The 15,120-nt window shown below is 72.9% G+C and carries 10 protein-coding genes and 1 tRNA gene; 1 reads left to right on the forward strand and 10 read right to left on the reverse strand.

From position 1 onward, the window contains the following. Window positions 1-18: 18 nt before the first annotated feature. A complete protein-coding gene (locus CRV15_RS02920) occupies window positions 19-1,758 on the forward strand; it encodes a hypothetical protein (protein ID WP_009997950.1) in 1,740 nt (579 codons plus the stop codon). Between the two features lie 270 nt (window positions 1,759-2,028). Here CRV15_RS02920 and CRV15_RS02925 read toward each other — a convergent pair. The 10 genes from CRV15_RS02925 to CRV15_RS02970 all read right to left on the reverse strand — a co-directional run bounded on the left by CRV15_RS02925 (window position 2,029) and on the right by CRV15_RS02970 (window position 14,882). Then, window positions 2,029-2,116 (reverse strand) — tRNA-Leu (locus CRV15_RS02925). 177 nt (window positions 2,117-2,293) lie between these two features. Next, a complete protein-coding gene (locus CRV15_RS02930; RefSeq protein ID WP_003962410.1) occupies window positions 2,294-3,412 on the reverse strand; it encodes a sugar phosphate isomerase/epimerase family protein in 1,119 nt (372 codons plus the stop codon). A 34-nt stretch (window positions 3,413-3,446) separates the two neighbouring features. Then, entirely contained in the window at window positions 3,447-4,880 is a 1,434-nt protein-coding gene (locus tag CRV15_RS02935; RefSeq protein WP_003962409.1) for an alkaline phosphatase family protein, read from the reverse strand. Continuing rightward, on the reverse strand, window positions 4,877-6,046 hold the full coding sequence (eboE, locus tag CRV15_RS02940) for a metabolite traffic protein EboE (protein ID WP_009997946.1): 1,170 nt from the start codon (window positions 6,044-6,046) through the stop codon (window positions 4,877-4,879). The genes CRV15_RS02935 and eboE overlap by 4 nt, the downstream gene beginning before the upstream one ends. A gap of 11 nt (window positions 6,047-6,057) precedes the next feature. Continuing rightward, window positions 6,058-6,918 carry a TatD family hydrolase gene (locus tag CRV15_RS02945; RefSeq protein WP_003962407.1) on the reverse strand — a complete coding sequence of 287 codons (861 nt, stop codon included), beginning with the start codon at window positions 6,916-6,918 and terminating at the stop codon, window positions 6,058-6,060. Then, entirely contained in the window at window positions 6,918-7,538 is a 621-nt protein-coding gene (locus CRV15_RS02950) for an EboA domain-containing protein (protein ID WP_003962406.1), read from the reverse strand. The genes CRV15_RS02945 and CRV15_RS02950 overlap by 1 nt, the downstream gene beginning before the upstream one ends. Beyond that, window positions 7,535-8,455, reverse strand: coding sequence for a sugar phosphate isomerase/epimerase family protein (locus tag CRV15_RS02955; protein WP_003962405.1), 921 nt, complete (start codon window positions 8,453-8,455; stop codon window positions 7,535-7,537). Before CRV15_RS02955 ends, CRV15_RS02950 begins: the two co-directional genes overlap by 4 nt. Beyond that, window positions 8,452-9,450, reverse strand: a complete 999-nt coding sequence (locus CRV15_RS02960) for an SCO3242 family prenyltransferase (RefSeq protein WP_003962404.1) — start codon at window positions 9,448-9,450, stop codon at window positions 8,452-8,454. Before CRV15_RS02960 ends, CRV15_RS02955 begins: the two co-directional genes overlap by 4 nt. Window positions 9,451-9,767: 317 nt before the next feature. Then, entirely contained in the window at window positions 9,768-10,979 is a 1,212-nt protein-coding gene (locus tag CRV15_RS02965) for an inositol-3-phosphate synthase (protein ID WP_003962403.1), read from the reverse strand. A gap of 192 nt (window positions 10,980-11,171) precedes the next feature. After that, the gene (locus CRV15_RS02970; protein WP_174391444.1) at window positions 11,172-14,882 is read right to left on the reverse strand and encodes a ThuA domain-containing protein; all 3,711 of its coding nucleotides are present in this window, start codon (window positions 14,880-14,882) and stop codon (window positions 11,172-11,174) included. Window positions 14,883-15,120: the final 238 nt, after the last annotated feature.

Genomic DNA, 15,120 nt, shown 5'->3' on the forward strand with positions numbered 1-15,120 from the left:
GGCCCGCCCGGCACGACGGTGCCTCTGCACCTGACCGGGCTCGCACGGCGCTTCACCCTGCCCCGGGCCCTGCGCCGCGCCGGCCTGCTGGTGGAACGCAGCGGTCTCCTCCCGGCCGTCGAGGCCGCCCTGCACCACCAGGTGGGCGCACCGCGGAAGTTCACCGCCCGGGCCCTGCTGACCGGGCTGGCGGTGCACGCGCTGCGGCTGGAGGAGATGCACCTCACCCGCATCCTCACCACTTTCGACGACCTGCCGCCGTCCGCCCGCCGTGACCTCGGCCTGAGCGGTCCGGTCACCTACCGGATGCTGTGGCACGCCTACACCGTCCTCGTCCGCGCTCTCGACAACGGCACGCTCGCCGTCCCCCACCACCACCCCGGACACCAGGCCGGAACCGGTGCCGGTGCGGCGCCGGGCGGCCCGGGGCACTGCCCGGTGGCAGGGTGTCCGTACGAGCCGGTCACCGTGAGCACGTTCACCGGACGTCTCCTGAACGCCTCCCTCCCGGACGGGTTCTCCCTCACCGGGGCACTGGCGGTCGACTCCACCGACTTCGAGACCTGGGCCCGGCGCCGGGCCCGGTCCGGCAGGGAACCGGATGTCGACCCCGACCACCCACCGGTCACCAAGGACACCCCCAAGCTGCGTCGCAGGTGTCCGCCGGACGACCCCGGCTATCCCCGGACCGGGCACGACGGGCGCCTGCAGCACACCATCGACCCCGACGCCCGCGAGGGCTACCGCTCCGGCACCAACGGCGCCCCCGGCAACGTGTTCTGCGGCCACGACCTCCACCTCGCCGTCCAGACCCGCGCCCGGGGCGGCGGCGAAGTCCCCTTCGTCGTCACCGCCATACACCTCGCCCCCGCCGGATCCCACAAGGGCAGGGCCGGCATCGCCCTGATCGACCAGCACCTCGCCCACCACCCCCACACCGGCGAGGTCGTCGCCGACCGCGGCTACTCCTACTGCACCCCCACCACCTGGGCCCACCCCCTGCGCCGGCGCGGCCTCGAACCCGTCCACGACCTCCACCCCAACCAGCGCGGCACCCGCCCCGGCCCCCTCACCGGCACCCTCGTCCTCGACGGCACACTCTTCACCGAGGCCCTCCCCGACCCGCTGCGGGACCTCCCCGGCTTCCCCCTCGGCATGCGCACCGCCGACAAACGAGCCCTGCGCGCCCGCTACGACCAACGCATCCCCTACGCCTTCACCCCCCACACCCGTCCCGACACCGACGGCTACCAGCGCTTCAAAGGCCCCGCCCTCGCCGGACGCCTGCGCTGCCCCAACCACCCCCCGTCCCTGCGGCTGCCCCACACCCGCCCCACCAGCACCTGCCACCCCGGCGACGACTGCGCCTGCGGCAAGACGGTCACCCTCCGGCCGGACGACATGGCCCAGGCCCGCCAGCGCACCCTCTGGGGCACCACCGCCTGGGCCGCCGACTACGGACGCCGCGCCGCCGTCGAATCCTCCAACGCCGAGATCAAAACCCACCGCCTCCACATGGACCGCGGCTACACCCGCGTCCTGGGCACCACCAAGAACAGCATCCTCATCACCTTCGCCCTCGCCGGCCTCAACCACACCCTCCTGCGCGCCTGGCACACCAAACGCCACCAGCCCGACCCCTGGGCCACCCACGCCGCAGAACAACCCACCCAACCGAACACCCCCCGGCCGCGCACACGCGCCCGCCGCCGGAAAACCAGCATCACCGCCCTCACCACCGGCCACCCACCCGGCTGACACCCCCACCAGGCCCGCACCACCACACACCCCCGGCACCACCGACGACCCCGCCACGCCCCCGCACACACCCGGCCGAACACGCGGCAGCCCCAGGCAACCCGGTCATCAGACCAGCGACAAAGCAATCAACACACGGAAGCCCGACCACCGGGCCCACCCGCACACCCACACCGAACAAGATCCCGAAAACACAAAAAACTCTCAGCACGGACGAGTCCGTACTGAGAGTTATGTGAACCTGACCTGGGCATTTCTGTGAAATACCCCTGGTGTCCGAGGGGGGACTTGAACCCCCACGCCCGATAAAGGGCACTAGCACCTCAAGCTAGCGCGTCTGCCATTCCGCCACCCGGACCAGGTGACCGCCTTGGTTTCCCTCGGCGACATGGACAACAATACCAGGGGTTCGAGGTGCCTCTCACCCACATATGCCGTGGTCAGCGCGGGGGTGCCGCCCGTGGGCGCGGGGGCGACCGGGTGGCCGCCCCCGCGCCCGCAGCACGGGTGTGCTCCGCCGTGCGACCGGTGAGTGTCAGCAGTCCTCGCGGAGCCCGTGGAGATGAGCGCTGGACTTACGGGCGAACGTGAACGACTCGGCCGGGTTGTCGTGCTCCACCTGCCAGTGGTGATCGCGGCGCCCGCCCTGGGTGCGGCCCACGGCGGAGAGGAAACGGCGGTAGTCGATGTCACCGTCGCCGACGTCCGTCATCCGGTAGCCGTCGCGGGCGGACTCGTCCCGTGCGCCGTCCTTCACATGGAAGAGCGGATAGCGGTCCGGCTGCCGGAGCACATAGCGCAAGGGGTCGAAGGGGGCGGGCGTCCCGTCGGGGCGCCTGCTGAAGCGGTGCCGGCCCACCTGGGCCCAGTAGATGTCCATCTCCAGGAAGACCAGGTCGGGGTCGGTCTCGGCGAGCAGGACGTCATAGAGTCGCACCCGGGGGCGGTCCGTGGCGAAGGAGAACTCCTCGGCGTGGTTGTGCTGGTAGAACCGCATGCCACGGCGCCGGGCGGCCTCGCCGTAGGTGTTGAAGTCCTCGGCCGCGCGCTTCCAGGCGTCGACGGTGGCGCCGTAACGGAAGGGCGGGGACGGGGTGCCGATGTGCTTGAGGCCCAGTTCCTGGGCGTCGTCGAGGACCCGTTCCAGGTTCTGGGCGAAGGTGTAGGCATGCGGGTCGGTGGACCAGTAGCCGACATGGCTGCCGATCGGGTGGAGGCCGTGGTCGCGGGCGAGCCCGCGGAGTTGCTTGAGGGTGATCGCACCGGCACCGCCCTGCGTGTAGCCGGCGAACTCGATCTCGTCGTAGCCCTGGCGCGCCAGCTCGGCGAAGACCGGGGCGAAGCCGAGAGTGACGACCTTGTCACGCAGGGAGTAGAGCTGGATGCCGAGACGGCCCGGTGGGAGGACGGGGCGTCCGCTCCCCCCGCCCTGCCCGGACTCCGGGGCCAGGGCCGGGGCCGGGCCGCCGCCGGGCGCCGGCCGGGGAACACCACCGGGGGACGGGGCCGGTCCCGCGGGCCCGGCCGCCTGCGCGGGCCCGGCCGCCGCACCGAGCAGCGCCGCCGCCGCACCGCCCGCCGCGACCCCGAGCATGCCCCGGCGGCTCAGTCTGTGGACAAGTTCCGGGTCGGTCTCCTTGCCGAAGAGGCTCATTGTGGATAACTCCTCGATGTCGGTGGTCTGTGATTCAGTGGAGACCTGCCAGCCGGAGCAGCAGAGCTTTCACATCGGTGGCCGCGACACGGCCGTCCACAGCGCGGGGGGTGGAGCAGAGGATGAGCGGACCTTCGTCGTCACTCGGAGGCAGGCGGCCATGGCTGCCGCGAATAGGCGCCGGGTCCAGGGGGACCACGGCCATCCGGTAGCGCATGCCGAGTTTCTTGCGGGCGAGCGCGGTGGCCGCCCTGAGCCGCACATAGGGGTCCTGCGGGTCCATGAACAGCTCGACGGGGTCGTAGCCGGGTTTCCGGTGGATCTCGACCAGCCGGGCGAAGTCGGGGGCCCGTGCGTCGTCGAGCCAGTAGTAGTAGGTGAACCAGGCATCGGGTTCCGCGACGGCGACCAGTTCGCCGGAGCGGGGGTGGTCCAGGCCCTCCGCCTTCTTGCCCGCGTCGTCCAGGAGCCGTTCGACGCCGGGCAGATCGGCCAGGGCCGCGCGGACGGCGGGCAGATCCCCGGGGCGGCGGACATACACATGGGCGATCTGGTGATCGGCGACGGCGAAGGCCCGTGAGGCCATCGGGTCCAGGTACTCCATGCCGTCCTGGGTGTGCACCTCAAGGAATCCGGCACGGCGCAGGGCCCGGTTGATGTCGACGGGGCGGCTGACCCGGGTGATGCCGTACTCGGAGAGGACGACGACGGTCCGGCCCTCGCGCCGGGCGTCGTCGAGCAGCGGGGCCATGGCTGTGTCCAGTTCGGCGGCGGCGCGGTGCGCGCGCGGGTCGTCGGGGCCGTGGCGCTGGAGGTCGTAGTCGAGATGAGGGAGGTAGCACAGGGCCAGATCGGGGCGGTGCGCGCTCAGGATGTGCCGGGTCGCGTCGACGATCCACCGGCTGGAGACGAGGTCCGCGCCCGGTCCCCAGAAGTGGAAGAGGGGGAAGGTACCGAAGCGCCGGGTCAGTTCGCCGTGCAGTGCGGGAGGGCGGGTGTAGCAGTCGGGTTCCTTGCGCCCGTCCGCGTAGTACACCGGCCGGGGGGTGACGGTGATGTCGGTGTCCGCGCCCATCGCGTACCACCAGCAGATGTTCGCCACCGTGTACCCGGGGTGGGCGCGCCGGGCCGCGTCCCACAGCTTGTCGCCCGCGACCAGGCCGTTGTGCTGCCGCCACAGCAGGACGTCGCCCAGCTCGCGGAAGTACCAGCCATTGCCGACGACGCCGTGCCCGGCGGGGAGCACACCGGTGAGAAAGGTGGACTGCGCGGCGCAGGTCACGGCGGGCAGCACGGTCCCGAGCGGGGCCTGCGAGCCGGACGCGGCCAGAGCCCGGAGACGGGGCATGTGTCCGAGGAGACGGGGGGTGAGGCCGACAACGTCGAGGACGAGGAGAGGGGTGGGTGAGGGCGGGGCGGGGCGGGGGGAGGGGGGAGGGGGCCCCGGAGAGGGAGCGGGGTCGGTCATGGCAGCTCCTTCAGCCCGAGGTCCGTCAGCAGTTCCCGCGCCAGCGTCAGTTCCGCGGCGATGCCCTCGGCGAGCTGGGTGCGGTTGCGGGGGCGCAGTGCGGGTGGGAGGGCCTGCCAGGTGTAGGTCTCGACCTCCAGGTGGCGGGTGAGGGGTGCGGGGCCGCCGACGAGGTGGGTGAGGGTTTCCCGGAGGACGGGGAGGGTGGAGGTGAGGGGTGGGGCGGGCGGGGTGTGCAGGGGGACGTGGAAGTGGGCGCGCCAGGGGCGGCTGTCGGGGAGTGCCGTTCCGGTGAGGGCTTCGGGGAGGTCGTCGGTGCCGCGGAGTCCGGTGGCGGTGCGGGTGCGGGTCTGGTGGAGGAAGCGGGGTTCGGCGAAGGCGGCGAGGGCGGCGCGTACGTCGGGGAGGTGGGGTTCCTCGGCGTGGAGGGCAGCGGAGAGCTGTGCTTTGGGGATGGGGACGCGGGCCTGGGTGAGGGCGGTGAGGGCGGGTCCGGGGTCTTCGAAGGAGGTGGCGAGGTGGCAGGTGTCGATGCAGACGCCGATGCGGTCGGAGGCGAGGGCGGTGAGGGGGGCGAGGGCGTCGGCGGTGGTTTCGACGGCGCAGCCGGGTTCGGGTTCGAGGGCGACGCGGATGGTTTTCCCGGTGAGCTGTTCGAGGGCGGCGAGCCGTTCGGCGAGGGTGGTGAGGGCGGTGTGGGCGGTCGCGGCGGCGGTGGGGCCGTGTCGGGTGCGCCAGGCGAGGGGGAGGGTGGAGATGGTGCCTTCGGTGACGTCGTCGGGGAGGAGTCCGGCGAGGAGGCGGGCGAGGGCGGTGGTGTGGGCGAGGCGTTCGGGTTCGCTCCAGTCGGGCCGGTAGACGCGGTGTTTGACCTCATCGGCGCCGAATCCTTCGTAGGGGAAGCCGTTGAGGGTGACGACTTCGAGTCCTCTGCGGTCGAGTTCGCGGCGGAGGCCGCGCAGGGCGGCGGGGTCGGTGGTGAGGGCGCGGGCGGCGTCCTTGGCGAGCCAGAGTCCGATGCCGAGCCGGTCGCGGCCGAGGCGTCTGCGGACGGGTTCGCAGTGGTCGCGCAATTGGGCGAGGACACCGTCGAGGGTTTCGGCGGGGTGGACGTTGGTGCAGTAGGCGAGGTGGACCGTGGTGCCGTCGGGGTGGCGGAAGCGCATCCGTCGTCCCCTCATTCCCCGCCGCGCCGGATGGAGTTGCCTTCGTGGAGGGGCGCGGTGGCGGTGTCGGGGGGCGGGGTGTCGAGGTGCAGCCGTCCGCTGAGTCCGTAGAAGGCGACGGGGTTGCGCCACAGGACCTGGTCGATGTCGTCGTCGGTGAATCCGGCGGCGAGCATGGCGTCGCCGACGGCGCGGGTCTTGAGGGGGTCGCTCCTCCCCCAGTCGGCGGCGGAGTTGACGAGGATCTTCCCGGTGCCCCAGGTACGGAGGAGGGCGACCATCCGGTGCTCGTCCATCTTGGTGTCGGGGTAGATGGAGAAGCCGAGCCAGCAGCCGCTGTCAGTGGCCTCCTTTACGGTGGTCTCGTTGAGGTGGTCGAGGAGGATGCGTTCCGGGGGGAGCGCGGATTCGCGGACGACGTCGAGGGTGCGGCGGAGTCCGGCGAGTTTGTCGCGGTGGGGGGTGTGGACGAGGGCGGGGAGTCCGTGGTCGGCGGCGAGTTGGAGCTGGGTGGCGAGGGCGGTGTCCTCGGCGGGGGTCATGGAGTCGTAGCCGATCTCGCCGACGGCGACGACGGAGTCCTTGACGAGGTAGCGGGGCAGGTCGTCGAGGACGGGGACGCAGCGGGGGTCGTTGGCCTCTTTGGGGTTGAGGGCGATGGTGCAGTGGTGGGCGATGCCGTACTGGGCGGCGCGGAAGGGTTCCCAGCCGAGGAGGGCGTCGAAGTAGTCGTGGAAGCTGCCGGTCGAGGTGCGGGGTTGGCCGAGCCAGAAGGAGGGTTCGACGAGGGCGCGGACCCCGGCGGTGTACATGGCCTGGTAGTCGTCGGTGGTGCGGGAGGTCATATGGATGTGGGGATCGAAGATGCGCATCAGGACTCCTCGGACGGTTCGTCTGTCAGGGTCAGTACGCGAAGGAGGTCGTGCGGTACGGGGCGGCCTGCGGCGGTGCGTTCGTCGGCGTAGTCGGTGAGCATCCGGGCGAGTTCGCGGTCGCCGCGGGCGCGGTGTCCGAGCCCGGCGACGGTGTCGGTGGGGACGCCGGTGAAGAGGCATTTGAGGACGGCGTGCCGCCAGGGGTGGGCGTCGAGGTGGCGTGCGGCGTAGGGGCCGACGGCGGCGGCGATGAGCCGGGTGTCGTTGCTGCGCAGGGCGTCTTCGACGAGTGGCAGGGCGGCTTCGGGCGGGGTGAGGCGGTCGAGGTGGGGAAGGGCGAGGAGGACGGCGCGGCGTTCGTCGGCGGTGCCGTGGTGGTAGAGGCGGCCGAGGGTGGGGGCGTCGGGTCGTGCCTCGGTGAGGAGCAGGGTGCGGACGGCGTCGGCGTGCTGGTGGCCGCAGTGGCGTCCGGCGGCGGCGAAGCGGAGTTCCCAGGGGTCGGTGCCGCCGGTGGCGTGGGGTGCTGCGGCTGCCGCGGCTTCGGTGAGCGCGTGGTCGAGCCAGGTGCGGGCGGGAGGGTCGAGCAGGGCGTGGAGTTCTTGGCGGGTGGGGGTCATGCCGGTGCTCCGGGGGTGCGGCCGGTGGGGTCGGTCGGGCCGGGAGGGCGGGCGGCGGAGGCGGCGGCGGCGCGGAGGAAGGGGAGGGAGGTGCGGGCGAGTTCGGGTCCGGCGTGGGAGTGGCGGGGCAGTTCGACGACGGTGAGGCCCTGGTAGCCGGTGTCGGCGAGGGCGGTGAGTACGGGCGGGAAGTCGATCTCCCCGTCGCCGAGGGGGAGGTGTTCGTGGATGCCCCGGCGCATGTCCTCGATCTGGACGTGGCGCAGCCAGGGGGCGGCTTCGCGGACGCAGTCGGCGGGGGGCCGGTCCTCCAGGCACTGGCAGTGTCCGATGTCGAGGGTGAGGCCGAGGGGCGGGGGGTCGCCGAGGAGGCCGCGGAGGTGGTGGAAGTCGGCGAGGGTGGCGAGGAGGTGGCCGGGTTCGGGTTCGACGGCGAGGGGGATGCCGGTGGTCTCGGCTGTGCCCAGGACGGGGGTGAGGGTGTCGGTGAGGCGTTTCCAGGCGGTGTCGGGGTCGGTGCCCGGGGGGGTGGTGCCGCTGAAGCAGTGGACGGCGTGGGCGCCGAGGTCGGCGGCGATGTGGAGGGCGGTGGTGAGGAGGGCGGCCCGGGTGGCGCGGGCGTCGGGGTCGGGGTCGAGCAGGGAGGGGCCGTGTTTGTGCCGGGGGTCGAGGATGTAGCGGGCGCCGGTCTCGATGGTGACGTCGAGTCCCAGCCGGTCGAGGAGGGTGGCGGTGTGCCGGGTGCGCCGGGCGAGGTCGGGGGCGAGGGGGTCGAGGTGCATGTGGTCGAGGGTGAGTCCGACGCCGTCGTAGCCGAGGTCGGCGAGGAGGGTGAGGGCGTCGTCGAGGCGGAGGTCGGTGAGGCCGTTGGTGCCGTAGCCGAGGCGGAGGGTCCCGGTGGTGGCGGGGGTGGTCATGTGGGGCTCACCTTCCGGGCGAGGGCGCGGGCCGCGGGGGCGAGTCCGAGGACGGCGAGGGCGGTGGCGGTGCCGGTGCGGGTGCCGTTCCGGGCGGCGAGGGCGGCTTGGAGGGGGACGAGGGCGCGGATGCCGCCGCCGACGGCCCGCTGGGTGAAGGGTGGGGAGGGGTTGAGGGCGGCGTGCAGCAGGGGGGTGCCCGCGGTGCGGAGGTAGGTGGTGGCGAGGAGTGACCGCAGCAGGTGTACGGGGGCGGGGGCGGTGGGGGGCGGGGGTTGGGCGGTGCGGGCGGCGAGGGCGAGGGTGGCGGCGAGGGCGGCGAGGGGGGTGCGGGTGGAGCCGCCCTGGGTCTCGTGCCGGGAGACGGCGGTGACGCCGTAGGTGTGGGCGGCGAGGGCGAGCGCGGGCGGCAGGGCGGCGGGCGGACGGACGGGAGCCGTGGGGGCGGCGGTCGGGGCTGCTGCGTGGGGCGGCCGGTGGGCCGTGGCGGCGGGGGCGGGTGGGGTGACGGGGCCGGGGCGCGGGGCGCGGTGGTGGGTGGCGGTGGCCCCGAGGAGGAGGTCGAGTGCTCGGGCGGCGGCCATGGCGGCGGGGCCCGCGGGGGTGTGTTTGAGGCGGAGGTCGTAGGCCCAGACGGTGGTGGCGAGGGCGGTGGCGAGGGCGAGGGCGGGGCGTCCGGCGCGGGCGGCGAGGGCGAGACCGGTCGCGGTGAGGGCTGTGGCGGCGGCGAGGGCCGCGCGGGGGGTGACGCGCCCGGAGGGGAGGGGGCGTTCGGGGCGTTCCTGGGCGTCCTCGGCGTGGTCGGCCCAGTCGTTGAGGGCCATGCCGGCGGTGTAGAGGCAGAGGGAGGTGCCGAGCGCGAGGGCGGTGCCCCGGTTGGGGCGGAGGGCGAGGACGGCCGCGCCGGTGAGGGCGTCGCCGGGGACGGTGGGCCAGGCGGAGATCCGCAGGAGTTCGGCCCAGGCCCGCGCAGTGTCCCGCAGTGGGCCTCGCACACTGCCCCGCCCGTCGGTGCGGGCGCCGTCGGGGGCAGTGCGCCGGGGGGCCGGGGGCCGGGCCGGGAGGGGCGGGCGTCCAAGGAGGCCGCTCCCCCGCCGGACGGGGCTCTCTCCCCCGGTAGGGGGGCCCTCCGCCCGCGGCCCGGGGCGTTTTCCCCAGGGACCGGCGCCGTCCTCCCGCGGTGCACGGCCCGGCTTCCTGGGGACGGGTCCCCTCCACCACGGGAGGAGGCCCCCGGGTGCGCGGCCCCGTCCTCGGGCAACGGGTCCTGAGGGGGTGCCGGTCTGTCGGCTGATCCGGCCGAAGAGCGTGGTCATCGGGGCTCCCCGAGGTGTTCGGCGAGGCGCAGCAGCGCGTGGAACTGTTCGGAGAGGGAGGAGGGTCCGTTGTCGGGGTCCTTGAAGTAGAAGCCGAGTCCGGGCAGCGGGCCGGAGAGTCCGGCTTCGTGGGCGCGGGCGGTGAGCCGGGCGAGGTCGAGGACGAGGGGTGCGGCGAGGGCGGAGTCGCAGCCCTGCCAGATGGTCTGGAGGATCATGCGGGAGCCGAGGAAGCCGTCGAAGGCGATGTGGTCCCAGGCGGTCTTCCAGTCGCCGAGTGCGGGGACGTCGTCGATGTGGACGGTGCCTTCGGGGGTGTGTCCGAGGGTGTCGCTGAGGACGCGCTCCTTGCCCGCGTTCTTGGCGGCGGCCGCCGCGGGGTGGGCGAGGGCCGCTCCGTCGCCTCCGCCCAGGAGGTTGGTGCCGGACCAGGCCCGTACGGTCAGGGCGCGCTGGAGGAACATCGGGGCGAGGACGGAGCGCAGCAGGGTCTGGCCGGTTTTGCCGTCGCGTCCGGCGTGGGGGAGGCCGGAGTGCGCGGCGGCGGTGTGGAGGGCGGGGGTGTGCAGTCCGGTGGAGGGGGTGAAGTTGATGTAGGGGCTGCCGGAGCGGAGGGCGGCTGCGGCGTAGAGGGAGCTGGGCGCGAGCCGGGGGGTGTCCGGTGGGGGTGGGGCTTCGGTGGTGGCGACGTTGATGACGATGACGCGGGCGAGGGTGTGGTGGGTGCGGAAGGCGTCGATGTCGGCGGCGAAGGTGTCGATGAGTTGTTCGTCGTCGCGGGTGTCGCCGGGGAGGGGGCCGCCGGGGCGGATGGCGTGGTCGGCGGTGGTGAGTTCGGGGCGGATGGCGGCGGCGAGTCCGTGCGGGAGGACTCCGGCGGCGGTGAGTTCTTCGGCGCGTTTGGGGAGGGGGCAGTGGGCGGTGTCGTGTCCGCCGAAGACGAGGGAGGTGAGGGCGGGGAGTGCGGCGCCGGTGAAGGGGGGTGTCTCGGTGAGCAGGCCGGTGGGTGGGTGGAGTCCGGCGGTGAGGGCGGCGCATCCGGCGATGGTGGTGGTGGCGACGGAGCCGCGGGCGCCGATGAGCCAGACGCCGGTGCGCCGCTGTGCGGCGGCCGGGGGTGGGGTGGGGGTGTCCGTGCGGGGGTGGCCGGCGGGAGCGGCGGGGGTGGGGTGGGGCGCGGTGGTGGGCGGGCTGGGGCGGTACGGCACGGGCTGCTCCCTGGCCTGGGGTTCGCGGAGGTGGGGCGGGCGGCGGGCGGGGTGTGTTCCCCGCCCGCCGCTGGTGCGGGGCCGGTGCGACGGGTCCGGCCGGGAGGACGGTCCCCCCTGGAGGGGTGGAAGGGCGGTCCCCCGAGGCTCGGAAGGCGGTTCTCCGAGAGGGAGGGTGCTGTCCCCCGGGGGTCAGGTGGGCAGTTCCCTGAGGGTGATGTCGCGGAAGGAGACCTGGTCGGCGGCTCCGTGGTTCTGGAGGCCGATGTGGCCGTCCTGGAGGCTGCGGGCGGGGTCGGTGTTGGTGTAGTCGTTGATCTTGGTGCCGTTGAGGAAGACCTGGACGCGTTCGCCGCGGACGGTGATCTCGTAGGTGTTCCACTGGCCCGGTGGTCTCAGGACCCGGTCGCGGGCCGTGAGGTCGGCGGAGCGGAAGCCGTAGATGGCGCCGGTGGTGCGGTCGGGGGCGTCGGAGGCGTCGATCTGGATCTCATGGCCCCGGGTGACGGCGGACCAGGGGTCGTCGGAGGCGGGGAAGCCGATGAAGATTCCGGAGTTGTCGTCGCCGTCGACCTTCCAGTCGAGGGTCAGCCGGTAGGAGGTGAACTCCTTGGCCTGGTACCAGAGCAGGCCCATGCCTCCGTGGGTGCGCAGTTCTCCGTCGGTGACGGTGAATCTCCCGGGGCCCGCCTGTTTCCAGCCGTCGAGGGTTTTCCCGTTGAAGAGGGGGCGTTCGCCGGTCCGGGGGGTGCAGTCGGCCCTGGCTTGGCCGGTGGCGTAGCGCAGTCCGCCGAGGAGGTGGTTCCGGAAGGCGGGTTCGGCGTAGGACTCGGGGGTGTGGCCGCCGCCGGTGTAGAAGGAGCGTCCGCCCTGGTAGGTCTGGCACCAGGCGATGGGGTGGTCGCCCTTCATGTCGCCGCCTTCGTAGGTGGCCTCGTCGAGGGTGGCGAGGACGCGGACCCGGGGGCGGGGGTTGGCGGTGTAGTTGTACCACTCGTCGGTGCGCTGCCATGCGGGTCCGAGGTGCCGGGTGGCGGGGTGTTCGCGGTCCTCGACGCGTACGGTCGCGCCCTGGATGTGGGGGTGGGAGGAGAAGCGGGCGCCGACGAGGCCGCCGTAGAAGGGCCAGTCGTATTCGGTGTCGGCGGCGGCGTGGATGCCGACGAAGCCGCCGCCGGTCCTGATGTACTGCTCCAGGGCGTGTTGTTGTGGGGTGTCGAGGACGTCGCCGGTGGTGGAGAGGAAGACGACGGCGTCGTAGCGGGCGAGGTTGGCGGTGGTGAACTGGGCGGCGGTCTCGGTGGTGTCGACGGTGATGTTGCTGCTGCGGCCGAGTTCTCTGAGGGCCGCGGTGCCGGCGGGGATGGAGTCGTGGCGGTAGCCCTCGGTCCGGGTGAAGACGAGGACGCGTTTGGCGGTGCGGTCGGGCGGGCTGTCGGTGATCTCGAAGTCGTCGAGGTCGAAGAGGGCTCCGTCGCCTCCCTTGAAGACGAGGAAGAGTTCGGTGGTGCGGCCGGGGGCGGCGCGCAGGGGGATGTCGACGTCCTGGAAGGTCTCCCAGCCTCCGGTGACGGGGACGGGTGTGGAGCCGAGGATTCTGCCGTTCGGGGCTCCGGTGCGGACTTCGAGGAAGCCGCCGGAGCCGCCGGAGGAGATCCGGGCGGTGAGTTCGGTGGCTCCGGTGAGGCGGTAGGGCGTGAAGGAGATCCAGTCGCCGTCGTGGATGTCGCCGACGGTCTTTCCGCCGTTGGCGGTGGGTTTGTCGTAGACGGTGATCCCGTGGGCGGCGCCGTGGTGTTCGGCCTGCCGGTGGCGGGGCTGGAGCTGGGCCTGGTCGTGGGTGGTGAGGGGGGCCTGGCCGCCGCCTCCGCCGTCGGTGTACTCGGCGTCGAGGACGCCGAAGATGTTGGCGTTGGGGTCGTGGCCGCCGTCGGACGAGGTCTTGATGGTGCCGGTGCAGCCCTGTGCGGTGGTCAGGGGGTGGCCGTGGCTGTCGTGGCCGAGGATGTAGCTGACCTTGACCTTGGCGCAGTCGACGGGCCCGTCCTCGGGGTCGGTGACGGTGACCTCGAAGGGGATCTCGTCGCCGAAGCGGAAGAGGGTTCCCAGGGCGGGCTTCTTGAGGGTCACGGTGGGGGCGGTGTTGCCGACGACGATGCGGAGACTGGCGGAGCCGGTGCGTCCGGTGGGGTCGGTGACGGTGAGGGTGGCGGTGTGGGTGCCGTTGGTGCGGTAGACGTGGGTGGGGTCGGGCGCGGTGGAGGTGGCGCCGTCGCCGAAGGTCCAGCGGTAGGTGAGGGGGTCTCCGTCGGCGTCGGTGGTTCCGGCGGAGGAGAAGGCGACTCTCAGGGGTGCGGTGCCGGAGGTTCTGCGGGCGGATGCCTCGGCGACGGGCGAGCGTCCTCCGGTGGCGTTCTCGATGCGGTACAGGGCGGAGTTGTGGTCGCCGCCGAACCAGGCGGTGCCGTAGTCGAGGACGTAGAGCGCGCCGTCGGGTCCGAAGGCCATGTCCATGACCTGGGTGCCGGTCCAGGGGAAGGTGTTGATGGTTCCGGCCGATCCGTCGGGACTGTGCTCGACGCGCCGTATCCAGCGACGGCCGAACTCTCCGGCGAAGAAGTCACCGTCGTACGCCTCGGGGAATTTGACCGGGGACGGGTTGTCCGGGTCGTAGCGGTAGACGGGGCCGCCCATGGGGGACTCGGAGCCGGTGCCGAACTCGGGTACGGAGTTCCCGTCGTACGGAATCCACGCCTGGCGCGTGGGGGGCAGTTCGGTGCGTCCGGTGTTGTGGCGGGAGTCGTTGCGCGGGGCGGCGCAGTCGAAGGCCGCGCCGGAGGTCCCGGTGGCGAAGTCGTGGTCGACGTAGGGTTCGCCCGCGGTGCCGCAGAACGGCCAGCCGAAGTTCCCGGGGCCGGTGATCTTGTGGAAGCCGACCTTTCCGGAGGGGCCGCGCTGGGGGTCGGGGGCTCCGGCGTCGGGCCCGTATTCACCGGCGTAGAGGTGTCCGGTCTTCTGGTCCACGCTGAAGCGGAAGGGGTTGCGCAGGCCCATGGCATAGATTTCGGGCCGAGTGTCGGGGGTGCCGGGGGCGAAGAGGTTCCCGCTGGGGACGGTGTAGCCGCCGCCGGCGCCGACGGTGATCCTGAGGATTTTGCCGCGCAGGTCGTTCGTGTTGCCGGAGGTGCGGCGGGCGTCGTAGGCGGGGTTGCGGCCGGGGCGGTCGTCGATGGGGGTGTAGCCGTCGGAGGCGAAGGGGTTGGAGTCGTCGCCGGTCGACAGATAGAGGTTGCCCTGCGCGTCGAAGTCGATGTCGCCGCCGACGTGGCAGCAGATGCCCCGGGTGGCGGGGACGTCGATGATCTTCTTCTCGCTGGCGTTGTCGAGGGTGCCGTCGGGGCGCAGGACGAAGCGGGAGAGCCGGTTGACGCCTTCGTAGGCGGCGAAGTCGGCGGGGGTGCCCTGGTCGGGGGCGTCGCCGGGCGGGGTGTCCAGCGGTGGCGCGTAGTAGAGGTAGAGGAAACGGTTCCGTTCGAAGCCCGGGTCGACGCCTATGCCCTGGAGCCCTTCCTCGTCGTGGGTGTAGACGGGGAGGGAGCCGACGACGCGGGTGTCACCGGCGCTGTCGGTCATCCGCAGGTCGCCGTCGCGGGAGGTGTGCAGGACGCTGCGGTCGGGCAGGACGGCCAGGGACATGGGCTCGCCGGTCTCGGCTTCGCCCTTGGCGAGGGTGACCTGCTGGAAGTCCTCCTGCGAGGGCGCCGGGGGCGGGGGCACGGCGGCAGTGGCGGCGGGGGCGAGGGTGAGGGTTCCGGCCGTGAGCAGGGCGCTGGTGACGAGGGCGAGCGCGGCACGGAAGCGCGTCCCCCCGAACGGGGCCTTCCCGAACGGGGTCTTCTCCAGCGGGGCCCCGCTCAGCGGCGCCCCGCCGGTCGGTCCCGTTCCGGACGGGGTTCTCCGGCGGGGTGCTGTTCCGAAGGGGGTTTTTCGGAAGGGTGGGTGCACAGTTGACTCCTGACTCCTGCTGACTCCTGCGTTTCACCGGTTTCCGGATGTCTTCGCACGGACGGGAGGGGCGCGGACGGGAGGGACGGACGGCCTGACGACAGGGAACCGGCGCGCGCCGTCGCACCGGAGCCAC

It is taken from the genome of Streptomyces clavuligerus (assembly GCF_005519465.1).
Lineage (GTDB): Bacteria > Actinomycetota > Actinomycetes > Streptomycetales > Streptomycetaceae > Streptomyces > Streptomyces clavuligerus.

Bases quoted from the DNA above. Each gene is read 5' to 3' on its own strand.
- CRV15_RS02930 (WP_003962410.1), bottom strand. From the start codon at position 3,412: ATGAGCCTCTTCGGCAAGGAGACCGACCCGGAACTTGTCCACAGACTG.
- CRV15_RS02935 (WP_003962409.1), bottom strand. From the start codon at position 4,880: ATGACCGACCCCGCTCCCTCTCCGGGGCCCCCTCCCCCCTCCCCCCGC.
- eboE (WP_009997946.1), bottom strand. From the start codon at position 6,046: ATGCGCTTCCGCCACCCCGACGGCACCACGGTCCACCTCGCCTACTGC.
- CRV15_RS02945 (WP_003962407.1), bottom strand. From the start codon at position 6,918: ATGCGCATCTTCGATCCCCACATCCATATGACCTCCCGCACCACCGAC.
- CRV15_RS02950 (WP_003962406.1), bottom strand. From the start codon at position 7,538: ATGACCCCCACCCGCCAAGAACTCCACGCCCTGCTCGACCCTCCCGCC.
- CRV15_RS02955 (WP_003962405.1), bottom strand. From the start codon at position 8,455: ATGACCACCCCCGCCACCACCGGGACCCTCCGCCTCGGCTACGGCACC.